The organism is Xanthomonas floridensis (genome assembly GCF_001642575.1).
Taxonomy (GTDB): Bacteria; Pseudomonadota; Gammaproteobacteria; order Xanthomonadales; family Xanthomonadaceae; genus Xanthomonas; species Xanthomonas floridensis.
In genome coordinates this window covers 293,071-305,341 of the sequence record NZ_LXNG01000023.1, presented here as the reverse complement: position 1 = coordinate 305,341, position 12,271 = coordinate 293,071, and the positions used below count along the sequence as shown (strand labels likewise).

The following is a 12,271-nucleotide window of genomic DNA, read 5'->3' as shown; positions in this document are numbered from 1 at the left end:
GGAGGAGGCGGTGGTGGAGGGGGCGGTGGTTAGTCAGAATCTCTTCCATGACCAGCCACGTTTAGGAGACCTCATGGACAGGCAAGACGCTGCCGCAATGGCGGAAATGATGGCGACGTTGAACGCGTCGAACGCCTCGCTGCAGGAGACGGTCAAAGTGCTGACGACGCTGGTGGCATCCATGCAGCAGCGCGAACAACGGCTGCGCGAGGTGGTCGCCGAGCAACTCCAGGTGCTCCAGCACGCGGCCAGCAGCGCCGATGCCAAGGTCAATCGGGTATTGGACAACGCATTGCCGAGGCTGACGCAGCTGACCAATCAGGCGTTGACGCAGACGCTGGAACCGGCCGCCAAGCGGTTCAACAAAGAGATGGCCCATGCGGACGAGACGTTGCAGCAAGCCACTCGACGTTACGCGCAGGCCCAGCAATCCTTGGAGACGCGGATCACGCGGCGCGCGGGCATTGCATCCGCCACGATGCTCGTGGCGGGCGTTTTGGGCCTGGGGGCGGTGGCTTACTCGGTGGGCATCATCAACGAGAAGCGGAGCGAGCTGGTGCAGCTCCGCACCTCTATCGACTATTGGGAGCGGGTTGCTCGCGCTGACCTGGCGCCCTGTGGCGAAGGCAGGCTTTGCGCCACGTTAGAGAAGAACGGTCCGCGTTATGGCAACCAGAGGCAGTACAGAGCGGTCAACTTGCGCACAACATCGGCTGCGCAGTGATGCCTTTAGACCGCATTTGATCAGTGGAGCGTCAACGTTTTTGGTGGTTGTCCTAGTCCTTCTCGTTTCGGTTCCATTCGATAGGAGCCCTAGGCGTAAGCGATGTCCGCTGACGGCCACCGTTCACCTGCTGCCACTAAAAATTATTTGAAACCCATATTACCTATGTGAGGCGGGATACTCCCCGCTTCGCGTCCGGCGCTCCGCATTGCAGCGCCAGCTTAGGATGCACGTAATGATGAAGAGTAAGGTCGAATTGATCTACTGCATCATGGTTGTGGCCACCGCCGTCATGGCGGGCATCGTCAAATGCACGGTGGCGGCAACTTGCCCCAACTGCAGCGATTTCTTCGATCACTGATCAGCACAACCAACGTTATCCCTCACAAGGCCCGGCTCGTCCGGGCCTTGTGCGTTTATGTCTTCAACTACTGGGAATCGACAATGCACTTGCTTGAATCAATGGCCTATGTTGGCCAACAGCCCTGGCACGGGCTGGGTAATCAGCTCGCTCGACAGCAACCTATCGAGACATGGAAGCAACAGGCTGGGATGGATTGGAAGATCGAGGAGTCCGAGGTTCGATACATCACTGGCAGTCAGAACATTGGAGCCATCAATGCGTTTCCTGGGAACAAGGTTCTCTATCGCTCTGATACCAAAGCGCCTCTGGCAGTGGTTTCGAAGCGCTTCCAAGTCGTCCAGCCAGGGGAGATCCTGGAGTTCTACCGGGACCTGACGGCGAACAACGGATTCGAGCTAGAGACGGCCGGCGTCCTGCGAGAGGGGCGCAAGTTCTGGGCGCTGGCCAGGACAGGTCAGAGCATTGTGCTTAGGGGGAGGGACAGAGTGGACGGCTATCTTCTACTGGCGACCGCTTGTGATGGGACACTGGCCACGACAGCTCAGTTCACCTCCATTAGGGTGGTCTGCAACAACACCCTGGCGGTTGCCTTGGGAGACAGTGGTGGCGCCATCAAGGTGCCGCACCGAAGCCACTTCGACCCGGAACTCGTGAAGCGCCAGCTAGGCATTACGGTTTCAGCCTGGGGCGGTTTCGTAGACCGAATGAAAGAACTGTGCGAATCCTCCGTAGACCCAGACGCTGCTGATGCCCTGCTGCGCCGTGTGTTGACCTACGCCACTCCCAATGCGGCGCAGGTGGTCAACGAACAGGCAGTGGCTAAAGTGCGCGCGCTGTATGAGGGCGATGGGCGAGGATCCACGCTTGCTTCCAGCCGAGCAACGGCTTGGGGTCTGCTCAATGCCATCACCGAGCATGTTGATCATCATCGACGTGCTCGAAGTGACGACCATCGCCGGGATGCGGCTTGGTTTGGGCAGGGAGCCAAGATCAAGCAGCGCGCGTGGGAGGAAGTGATGGGGATGGTGGCGTGATGCAGGCCGAGACACGCACATGTGCCCCGTGTGATGGCGGGCCTGCACCCTCACAGGAAGTCATCCGCACAAGGGATGACAAGATCGTCGCGCGCGCGCTACGCATCCTCGAACAGCGTGCCTGCGAACCAGGGCCGCGACTAGGTGATGTGTCCAAGTGCGGTGCGTTCTTCCGGCTGCGGTTAGGCGGTGAGATACGGGAGCACTTCGAGGTTGCTTTCCTCGATAATCAGCACCGGCTCATCGGGGTAGAGCGCTTATTCTCCGGGTCCGTGGAGGGCGCGGAGGTGCATCCGCGTATCGTCGTCCAGCGCGCGTTGGCCTTGAACGCCGCGGCAGTCATCTTGGCTCACAACCACCCGAGCGGCCATACTGAACCCTCAGCAGCCGACAGGGCTGTCACGATACAGTTGAAGACCGTCTTGCAGTTGGTGGAGATCCGGCTGCTGGACCATTTCGTGGTCACGGCCCACCAGGCGGTTTCGATGGCCACCCGAGGATGGGTGTAGGGCTGACCATCCGCTCTGGGGTCGGTCTCGGCACAGCGCGCCCGGCCAAGGCCGTACATCGACTCGTCTTGTTCCACGTTCAGTGGCCGCGCCCTGAAGGGCCGGCCACAGGATTGCCGTCAGTCGAGAAGTGACCCGGGGCGAACCCGAAGCGCCAGTGCGATGCGCTCGATGTTGTAGATGGTCACATTCTTCTCGCCACGCTCGAGCATACCGATGTAGGTCCTGTGGACGCCGGCTGCCTCAGCAAGGTCTTCCTGCGACAGCCCGCGCTCCTTTCTCAATCGCCGGACGTTGCCAGCAAAGACGGTGACCAACCGAGTTTCGTGAGCTGCCCGAGCCATCGCGAGATGGTCTGGGTTTGAATACTACTATTCGACATACTAAGATTAGCATTTGGCGATGTCTGGGCTAGCCCAATCGTCCTACGTCCAACTCGGTCACCTAACAAACACAGGGGAATCAAATGAAGGGAATCGTCTCAGCCAGCATGGTGCTGGTGTCTGTTCTTTTGTCGGGTTGTGTCGGTGGCACGCCTGACTGTGGTGATGGCAAGACCATGGACCTGATCCACGACGTGATCGTCAAAGCGGTGGAGAAGCGCGTGACGTGGTACGAGAACAGCGCGGAAGCCAAGAAGTACATGGACATGTTTAACGTTGAGGCCTTCCGGAAAATCCCGGACAACTACGAGGTATCCAAAATCCGCGTCCTGAGTTATGACAAGGACACAGACGTCTACGAATGCGAAGCCAGCATCACTTACGACTACCAGCCAGGCCGCGAACGCAACTTCCGCTACCGAGTGGAAACGGACCAAGGCGACTCTCAGACGCTCCTGTCCTATGAAAAGTCGATGCTCGGCCCAATCTTTTAGGATCGACTGGCGGCTGTTCGCGCACAACCATCCAGATGGCAACCTAGAGTCATCAGCTGCTGACCGGCTGCTGACCGGCTGCTGCCCCCGCAGTGCACGCCCTGGCTACCTTGCTGATGCTTGAAGCATGCAGCAGCAAGGCGGACAAGGCGCGCAGCGACGTCATTGGCAGCTGTGCGAATAGCGGAGGGAACGAGTCTGTCTGCGAATGCGCTTTCGACAAGCGGCAGGCGCATTACGGGGAAGAAGGAATTGTTGCAATTCAGTCCGAGGGTTCTCCGCCTCCGGACTTCATCGATCAATTGGCCGATGCCGCACAACAGTGCAGGAAGCGATAAGGAAATGAAGATGAAGCAGATTTACCGGTCCGCAACGATCCTGCTAGCCGCGCTAGCCGTAACGGGGTGTGGCAAAGCAGATGAGGTAATGAAAGCCGGCGAGCTCAATCTGGCTGGCTGTAAGGTTCCGGCGGGTACCAAGCGAGTAGAGGCCGAAGCTATCCAGTGCGATGCCGCCAAGGGCGTAAAAGCCGAGGCAGAGAAAGCGCCTTCGCAGGAAGCTGTCCAGATCACGCCGGACGCTGAGGTCATCAACGCAGCCATCGCCCAGGAGGCGAAGAAGGCCGACGGAGCTACCGAGTACACGGAGGCACGGAAACTAGTGGAGGGCGATCTGACCGGAGATGGCAAGCCAGAAGTGGTGGCCTTGTACACCCTGGAAGGTGGTGGCGGTGGCAACGGAGCTGGTAGCTACCTAGCGGCTTTCCAGCGCGAGGAAACCGGCCAGCTGCAGCTGGCCGGCACCACGTCCGTTTCCGGCTTCGGAGTTGCTGCTCAGAATGCGAGCGTGGAAGACGGCACGGTGCATGTGAAGCTGCTTGTACAAGGGCCGGATGATCCGGACTGCTGTCCGTCAACGGAAGAGGACGCCTTGTACGTGTTTCATGGGAGCAAGTGGCTGCAGGTGCAGCCTTCGCCTTGAACTCCGCCGTATACCGCTTGCTGCTCATGGACACATCCGAATCTGCCATTTTCCATGGCATTAAGGTGTCCAGGAAACACCGGGCGTATCACGGCTCACTTCCCGGGGCGTATCAAGACGAAGGGCCGGCTTGCCGGCCCTTCGTCTGAAAGCTAGATTTGAGATCACTTCTTCAGCAACTCTCGATCAACGGCTGAAGTATCAAGGCCGCTGCTCCGTGGCGCCCCACGGCCGCTGTGACCCTTCGGCATGATGCCCTTGCGCAGGTTGCGGATTCCCTTCCTGCTCGCGATGTCGGGGTCCTGGTTACCTTCGTGGGACTTAGGTGGGCTGGGTTTTAGTTGCGTAGTTTCCTTGCACATGTACTCGATTGCCAGACGCAAGCCGCGCAGCTTGTCTGCATCTGTTGGATGGATCAGACCCAGGCAGTTGAAGCGGTACTGATCCAGCCGGGTGTAGCAGTTGAAGTAGCTCGCCTTATCTTTTTTGCCCGTCTCGCCGACATCCACCCCATCCTTGTAATCCCCATGGCCACAGCGCCGGACCCAGTCTTCTCCGATCATGCGGGTCAAATTAGCAGCGTCGCGATGCTTGTGCCCGTCCAGAATGACGAGGACGTGGAAATGGATGCCCCGATCAATCCCGTCCTCACGCTTGCTGATGTAGCCCAGGACGTCGGGAACGATTCGATTCTCCCGCAGGGCGCGCAGGAGCCTTGCGTAGTGCCCGTCTGCTTCACGGGTGTAGCCCCAGCCCTTGAACGCCGGCCGGAAGTAGAGGTCGAGCCGTAGAATCAGCAGTTGCGAACGCCGCTGGAACTGGGCTGCCAGATAATCGCAGCAGCTGGCGATGTTCTTTTCTTCGTTGCGTTTGTAATTGTCGACTTGGTCCTTGTATGCCTGGTTCCGACATGACGCGCGGATGGAGGCAACCGCGCGCTCGACAATCTCACGCGTTCGTGGCTCACTCATCAGTGCGTCGCCGTTACGGTTCGTGTGGTTAAGGAGCTCAGACGACCATTGGTCGACGACATTCAGGATGACGGTCAGTGGAGGGTTGAAGCGGTGGTGCTTGTAGTACTCCGCACGGTCTTGGTTGTAGCCTTTGCAGACGTTAAAGAACGCTTTGCCGGTCTTGGTCAGCTGATGGCGGGGCTGTCCCCTTCGATCGTACGCAACTTCAATGGGCTGGTCGTCATGCTGGACGATGGCATTAACCAGCTTCTCCGCTCGGAGAAGCCAACAGATGAAGTCGTACTCTTGCCCGATCCAGGTGTATCCGTAGCGTTGACTGGTCTTACGTACGAAGATGTGGTGGTTCTGCTCTGCCGGACGCATCTGGGTGCCCTTGGGCTGGAGAGTGATGAGACGGTCGGTCATCTGCTCTTTAGGCAGTTCACTGTCAAAGTTAGTTACCTGGTTGTACGAGTTGGACTTATCGATCTCGTTCATGTGAATTCCTCGCTGTCATGTGCTGATTGATTGAATATTAAATTAATTAGTTAATCTAATTTAATATAATAGGATATAAACCGTAATTCAGGCGCGATCGATAGCCTGATTCTCCGTTTATAGAAACTAAAAAACCTCAGATCCTTTGGGTCTTTGTGTGCTGAGTTGCTTCGTCGACTTAGTGAGGTCGTTACGTGTGGCGGGGAATTTAGATGCGGCTTTCCAGCCACTCGTCCACGACGTATTCGATCCAACCCTTAGCGGAACTGCGCGAGCCGCCAGCACCCAAGGGAACGGGTCGAGGGAACGTTTCGTCATACCAGCGGCTCGACGGATTCAGGCGGTTATCGATGGTGCTCTCGGAGCACGAGAGCTTCTTCGCCAGGTCCTTCTTGCGGATGACTCGCTTGGAGCGCGTAGGCGGGGGCACGACGCCCCCCGTTTCGGTATTTTGCGAATGGTTCGTATGGGTCGAACGGTTGTAGCGAAGGTTCATAACGCGATCTCGGTGCAGCGACAGGCCCCTTGCCTGCCTGCCGGAACGATGCGCGTTTTCTGGGGCGGCGTATAAGGACCGGAAAACCGCGATCACGGGAAAAAGGGTTGGGGAAATTGACCCCTGGACCCAGGCATCAGCCCGGCGCTTGCTGCCAAGCGCGGATCCAGTGGTGTATCCCCTGCCGAGGAACCAACTTGCCGCCCCAACCCGGCCCAATTGATGGCGTTTCCGCGCTGGCGCCGGACCGTCGTAGACGAGCCAGCACATGCTCGGGTTCTCGGCCTCGCCGGTCGTGGTCGGCCGGATGGCAGAACGGTCCAGTGTCGGGGGCCTGGTCCGCGGCTTGCCCGCATGCATCTTTCTGCATGTTCTGGGGAGCTTCGAAGGTGGGCGGGGGTACGGCATGGTCTCCCGGGCGGGTTCCGGTATTTCGCTGGATGAGCAAGGGACGTGCCGATGAGCAGGAGTGCTTTTACATCGGCGTCCCTAGTGCATCTCATGCGTCAGCCCTTGGCTTGGCGCGCGCTTTTCAGCCCGACACGCGGGATCCGGTGAGAATTTCCAGGTGAGCTGGTTGGCGCAGGGGCGAGGCCTTCGGATGCGCCTGGTCTATCTAGGGCCTGTTAACACATCCGAAGCCCATCAACGACTAGGACGAAGCTGAGGAATCCAAGAAACATGACATCCAGCTTCTCGAAGCGCGAGAAAATCCGGCGGTAGCCTTTCAAGCGACGGAACAGTCTCTCCACTTCGTTGCGCCGCTTGTACATCTCCCGGTTGTACTCCCAAGGCTCGACCCGATTGGATTTCGGCGGGACCACCGGCACGAAGCCAAGATCGAGCGCCAACTGGCGGGTTTCGTTGCCTTCGTAAGCACGGTCCATCAACAACTGAATCGGCCGCTCCACTGGCCCCAAGTGTTCAAGCAACGCGCGGCCTGCAGGTGCATCATGCACGTTGCCAGGCGTCAGTCCAAAGGTGATGGCTGTTCGAGCATCTGCGGCAACCATATGAATCTTGGTGTTCCATCCACCGCGGGACTTGCCGACGGCCTGCGGGCCGTTTTTTTTAATGCGCCCGTGCCATCGGGATGGACCTTGACGCTGGTGGAGTCCAGCGAGACTGCTTCGATTTTGATGCGCACGATCTGGGACTTCTGCAATTGGGCGAACATCCGGTCCAGCACACCCGCCTTGGCCCAACGGTTCATGCGTGTGTACACCGTGTGCCAGTTGCCAAAGCGCTTGGGTAGGCCGCGCCATTTGCAGCCATACTCGGCAACGTAAAGGATGGCGTTGACCACTTGCAGGTTGGTCATGCTGACATTGCCGCGCTGCGCCGGCAGGCAGTGTTCGATTAGAGAAAATTGTGCTGGCGTGATCTCCATGCCCGACAGTTTAATCGCTCGGGCCATTAGTGTTAACAGGCCCTAGTTCAATCTATGGCCTACGCCGGCGAGAAGCCGTGGCATGGCCTGGGTAACAAACTTGCACCCCACCAGCCGATCGAGGTCTGGAAGGAGCAGGCCGGTATGGACTGGGAGGTCGAAGAGTCCGATGTGCGCTACATCACCGGCAGCAACAATGTGGGCATCATCAACGCCTTCCCCGAGCAGAAGGTGCTGTACCGCTCGGACACGAAGGCGCCGCTGGCCGTGGTCAGTAAGCGCTTCAAGGTAGTGCAGCCGGGGGAAGTCCTGGAGTTCTACCGCGACCTGACGGCACAAAGCGGCTTCGAGCTTGAGACGGCCGGCGTGCTCCGGGAAGGCCGCAAGTTTTGGGCACTGGCGAGACCGGGCAGAGCACCGTTCTCAAGGGGCGCGACCGCGTGGACGGATACCTGCTACTGGCCACGGCGTGTGACGGGACGCTCGCTACCACCGCACAGTTCACATCGGTGCGAGTGGTCTGCAACAACACGTTGCGGATTGCGCTGGGTGGTGCCAGCGGTGCAATCAAGGTGCCGCATCGCAGCCGTTTCGACGCAGACGCGGTCAAGCGGCAGCTCGGTATCACCGTTTCGGCCTGGGATGGCTTTGTCGCCAGGATGAAGGCGCTCGCCGCATGCCCAGTGGATCCAGACTCGGTGGAGGGACTGTTGCGTCGCGTGCTGACCTACTCGGTTGCGGACGGCAAGGCGACCGTGATCAACGAGCAGGCATTGGCGAACGCCCGGGCCTTGTACGAAGGCGGTGGACGTGGTGCGATGCTGGCCTCCAGTCGAGGCACCGCCTGGGGCCTGCTCAATAGCGTTACGGAGTTCGTGGACCACCACCGCAGCGCACGCAGCGACGACCACCGTCTTGAAGCAGCGTGGTTCGGGCAAGGTGCGCAAATTAAGCAGAAGGCTTGGGAAAGCGTCTTAGAAATGGTGCCCTGAGGTTCCTGTCCTCGACCAGCACGGCATAACGCCCGGCGATCGCCGGGCGTTTTCATCTCTAGAAGATGGCACATGAAGAAGCAAATGCGTTGTCCATGGTGACGCATTAACGCTAGGTCGCAGTCGGTTGCTGGAAGTGCTCCGCGAGGATTGCACAAAGTCAATAGAGACTGGGGCTAGCCGAAATTTTTTTGGGCGAAAGCGGGGGTAGTGCTCATTCACCTAAGTGAATTTACGTCGCCGTTTGGAAAATTTTGCACTATCCTGTCTTGATTTTCCTGTTCGTAAAATGGCCCTTTCGATGCCCGAGAACATCAGCGAGAGCGGAATCCTGACGATCAAGGCAGTCGCCGAGTACCTGAAGGTCACAGAGCGGACGATCTACAGATTGGCGGCTGCCAAGCAGATCCCCGCATTCAAAGTGGGTGGCAGCTGGCGCTTCCGGCAGGCCGACATTGATGGCTGGATTGCCGATCAATCCAAGATGTCGGAGGGCACGGATTGATCTCCGCCTACCACGCCAAGTACTACGCCCACGAGCTGACGCGGCGGCACGCCGCCGATGGCGTATATCGCCTCTCCCAATCGCTGTTTGATGCCAGCGTCGATCTGAACCCGCATCAGATCGAGGCGGCGCTGTTCGCCCTTCGGAATCCATTGCAGGAAGGTGTACTGCTAGCTGACGAGGTGGGTCTGGGCAAGACCATCGAAGCCGCGCTGGTGGTTTGCCAGTACTGGGCTGAGCGCCGTCGTCGGCTCCTGGTCATCTGCCCGGCAAGCCTGCGCAAGCAGTGGGCGCAGGAGCTGCACGACAAGTTTGCCGTGCCCACTACCGTGGTGGATGCCGTTTCTCTGCGCAAGCAGTCCGCTGGCGACATGCTTGCCACCCTGCAAAGGTTGGTTGGCAAGGCGGTCGTGATCATGTCCTACCAGTTCGCCGCCAAGCTGGAAGCCGAGCTGTGTGCCGTGCCCTGGGACGTGGTGGTCATTGACGAAGCGCACAAGCTGCGCAACGCGCACCGCGCCAGCAATCGCACGGGGCAGGCGCTCAAGCGCGCACTGCAAGGCCGCAAGAAGCTGCTACTCACCGCCACGCCGCTGCAGAACTCGCTGATGGAGCTGTACGGCCTGTCCACGCTGATCGACGAGCACCTGTTCGGCGACGAGACGGCTTTCCGCAAGCAGTTCATGAACAGCAGGACGGGCCTGGACGAGCTCCGTGAGCGTCTTGCCAGTTTCGCCAAACGCACACTGCGCCGCGACGTGCTGGAGTACATCAAATACACCGAGCGCAAGGCCCTCACCCAGCCGTTCAACCCCACTGACGGTGAGCAGGCGCTGTACGAGCGCATCTCGGCATTTCTGCAAAAGGAGGACTCTTACGCACTGCCTAAACAGCAGCGCCATCTCACGGCTCTGATCTTGCGCAAGCTGCTGGCATCCAGTTCGCACGCCGTCGCAGCAACGTTGGTCACCATCCGCGAGCGCCTGCAGGGCTTGCTCACGGCAGACAAAACGGAAGAAGACGGTAGCCAACTGGTTGAACAACTCATTGCCGAGGACGACCTGGAGCAGGACTATCTGGAAGAGGAAGACAGCGAGGCCGACGAGGACACCGAAGCTCCTACGCTTGCGCCAGCGGAAGACGATAAGACGGGCGCTGCGAAAGATGCTCATGCTGTCCGTGCAGCAATTAGCGCCGAGATCGCGGACCTGACCGAGTTCGTCGATGCCGCACAAGCGCTGCAAACCGACACCAAGGCGCAGGCGCTACTGAAGGCGCTCGGCTTGGGCTTCAGCAAGATGGCCGAGCTGCGCGCGCCGCGCAAAGCCATCATCTTTACAGAGTCCAAGCGCACTCAGGAGTACCTACACCGCTTTCTCTCCGCCAACGGCCAGGCGGACAAGCTGGTGCTGTTCAGCGGCACCAACAATCATGAAGACTCCACCGCTATCTACCAGCGCTGGCTGGAAGAGTACAAAGGCACGGATCGCGTCACCGGCTCGCCGCAAGTCGATCGGCGCACCGCGCTGATCGACCACTTCCGCAAGGACGACGGCACCGGCGCGGAAATCATGATCGCCACTGAAGCGGCTGCCGAAGGTGTCAACCTGCAGTTCTGCGCGCTGATCATCAATTACGACCTGCCGTGGAACCCGCAGCGCGTCGAGCAGCGCATTGGCCGCTGTCACCGTTACGGCCAGCGCTTTGATGTGGTGGTCATCAACTTCCTCAACACTCGCAACCAGGCTGACCAGCGCGTGCTGGAACTGCTCACTGAGAAATTCAACCTTTTCTCTGGCGTGTTCGGTGCGAGCGATGAAGTGCTGGGCCGCATTGAAGGCGGCCTCGACTTCGAGAAACGCATCCTTCAGATCTACGACACCTGCCGCCAGCCCGAGCAGATCGAAGCTGCCTTCAACGCGCTGCAAGCGGAGCTGGAAGAAGTCATCGCCGACCGCGTCAAAGACACCCAGTCCCAACTGCTGGAGAACTTCGACGAGGACGTTCACGACCGCCTCAAACTGCGTCTTCAAGACGCCGAAGCGCGGCTCGACAAGCTGGGGCGCTGGTTCTGGGGTGTCACCCGCTTTGCACTGGACGGCCGCGCGCGCTTCGACGAGCAGTCCTACGCGTTCTCTCTGGGCGCGCCGCCAACCGGAATCGCCGCAGGCCGCTATCAGCTCATTCGTGGTGCGGCGCAGCCGGACATGCTGGCGCACGCCTACCGCCTCAGCCACCCGCTGGGGGAATGGAGCATTGATGCCAGCCTGAACGCAGCCACGCCCGTCGCCACATTGAAACTTGACTACGGCAAACACGGCGCGCGCGTTTCCGTCATCGAGAGACTGCGCGGCATGTCCGGCTGGTTGACGCTGGCCCGGCTGGAAGTCGCCGCCTTCGAGACGACCGAGGCGCTGCTGTTCTCCGGCCTCACTGACGATAATCAGGTGCTGGATCAGGAAACCTGCGAAAAGCTGATGGCCATTCCAGCAGCAGGCAAGCCCACTCCTCTGAGCACCGCTGTGCCTGAGGCCCTGCTGGCCAACAGCCAGCGCGCGGTCGCCGCCACCGTTGCACAACTGCTGGAAGCTAACCAGCGCCTGTTCGATGAAGAACGCGACAAGCTGGAACGCTGGGCCGACGACAAGCTGCTGGCGGCAGAGGAAGCCTTGAAGAACACCAAGGCGCGCATCGCCCAGTTGAAGCGCGACGCCCGCAAGGCCGCCACCTTGCAGAAACAGGAAGGCATCCAGCGCGAACTGTCCGATCTGGAGCGCAAGCAGCGCCGCCTGCGGCAAGAAATTTTCGCCGTCGAGGACGAGATCATCGCAAAGCGCGACGAACTGATTGCATCGCTCCAGCGGCGCCTGCAAGAAAAAACAAGCAACGAGACCCTGTTCAGCGTGCGCTGGCAGGTGATCTAACCCGATTCAAGCTTCCCGAGATCA

The 12,271-nt window shown here is 59.6% G+C and carries 12 protein-coding genes and 1 pseudogene; 9 read left to right on the top strand and 4 right to left on the bottom strand.

Translation table 11 applies throughout. The features are described from left to right. Positions 1–73 precede the first annotated feature (73 nt). From A7D17_RS14870 to A7D17_RS24920, 4 genes are all read left to right on the top strand, one after another. A complete protein-coding gene (locus tag A7D17_RS14870) occupies positions 74–724 on the top strand; it encodes a hypothetical protein (RefSeq protein WP_064509796.1) in 651 nt (216 codons plus the stop codon). A 235-nt stretch (positions 725–959) separates the two neighbouring features. Beyond that, a complete protein-coding gene (locus A7D17_RS25045; RefSeq protein WP_255171906.1) occupies positions 960–1,085 on the top strand; it encodes a hypothetical protein in 126 nt (41 codons plus the stop codon). 83 nt (positions 1,086–1,168) lie between these two features. Beyond that, positions 1,169–2,122: a DUF932 domain-containing protein gene (locus A7D17_RS14865; RefSeq protein ID WP_064509772.1), complete on the top strand. Its 954-nt coding sequence runs from the start codon at positions 1,169–1,171 to the stop codon at positions 2,120–2,122. Continuing rightward, a complete protein-coding gene (locus tag A7D17_RS24920) occupies positions 2,122–2,631 on the top strand; it encodes a JAB domain-containing protein (protein ID WP_064509771.1) in 510 nt (169 codons plus the stop codon). The genes A7D17_RS14865 and A7D17_RS24920 overlap by 1 nt, the downstream gene beginning before the upstream one ends. Positions 2,632–2,750: 119 nt before the next feature. Here A7D17_RS24920 and A7D17_RS14855 read toward each other — a convergent pair whose 3' ends face one another. Then, a complete protein-coding gene (locus A7D17_RS14855) occupies positions 2,751–2,948 on the bottom strand; it encodes a helix-turn-helix domain-containing protein (RefSeq protein WP_228318198.1) in 198 nt (65 codons plus the stop codon). 149 nt (positions 2,949–3,097) lie between these two features. On the opposite strand from A7D17_RS14855, the gene A7D17_RS14850 reads away from it, so the two are divergent. Next, on the top strand, positions 3,098–3,508 hold the full coding sequence (locus A7D17_RS14850) for a hypothetical protein (protein WP_064509770.1): 411 nt from the start codon (positions 3,098–3,100) through the stop codon (positions 3,506–3,508). Between the two features lie 348 nt (positions 3,509–3,856). Further along, the gene (locus tag A7D17_RS14845; RefSeq protein WP_239692204.1) at positions 3,857–4,489 is read left to right on the top strand and encodes a hypothetical protein; all 633 of its coding nucleotides are present in this window, start codon (positions 3,857–3,859) and stop codon (positions 4,487–4,489) included. A 164-nt stretch (positions 4,490–4,653) separates the two neighbouring features. On the opposite strand, the gene A7D17_RS14840 is transcribed toward A7D17_RS14845, so the two are convergent. From A7D17_RS14840 to A7D17_RS22980, 3 genes are all read right to left on the bottom strand, one after another. Next, positions 4,654–5,940, bottom strand: coding sequence for a YagK/YfjJ domain-containing protein (locus A7D17_RS14840; protein WP_064509768.1), 1,287 nt, complete (start codon positions 5,938–5,940; stop codon positions 4,654–4,656). A gap of 208 nt (positions 5,941–6,148) precedes the next feature. Further along, positions 6,149–6,436 carry a helix-turn-helix transcriptional regulator gene (locus A7D17_RS22985; RefSeq protein WP_005996558.1) on the bottom strand — a complete coding sequence of 96 codons (288 nt, stop codon included), beginning with the start codon at positions 6,434–6,436 and terminating at the stop codon, positions 6,149–6,151. A 626-nt stretch (positions 6,437–7,062) separates the two neighbouring features. Next, positions 7,063–7,826, bottom strand: a protein-coding gene (locus A7D17_RS22980) for an IS5 family transposase (RefSeq protein ID WP_095522612.1) whose coding sequence is annotated in 2 segments (ribosomal slippage) — positions 7,063–7,511 and positions 7,511–7,826 — 765 coding nt in all. Because the reading frame shifts where the segments join, the coding sequence is not laid out codon by codon here. Positions 7,827–7,880: 54 nt separating this feature from the next. Between A7D17_RS22980 and A7D17_RS25260 the strand changes: the two are divergent. From A7D17_RS25260 to A7D17_RS14815, 3 genes and pseudogenes are all read left to right on the top strand, one after another. Beyond that, positions 7,881–8,818, top strand: a pseudogene (locus A7D17_RS25260) (DUF932 domain-containing protein). Between the two features lie 301 nt (positions 8,819–9,119). Beyond that, entirely contained in the window at positions 9,120–9,323 is a 204-nt protein-coding gene (gene mads1 / locus A7D17_RS14820) for a methylation-associated defense system helix-turn-helix domain-containing protein MAD1 (protein WP_064509794.1), read from the top strand. Beyond that, positions 9,320–12,247, top strand: a complete 2,928-nt coding sequence (locus tag A7D17_RS14815; RefSeq protein WP_064509766.1) for an SNF2-related protein — start codon at positions 9,320–9,322, stop codon at positions 12,245–12,247. The genes mads1 and A7D17_RS14815 overlap by 4 nt, the downstream gene beginning before the upstream one ends. Positions 12,248–12,271: the final 24 nt, after the last annotated feature.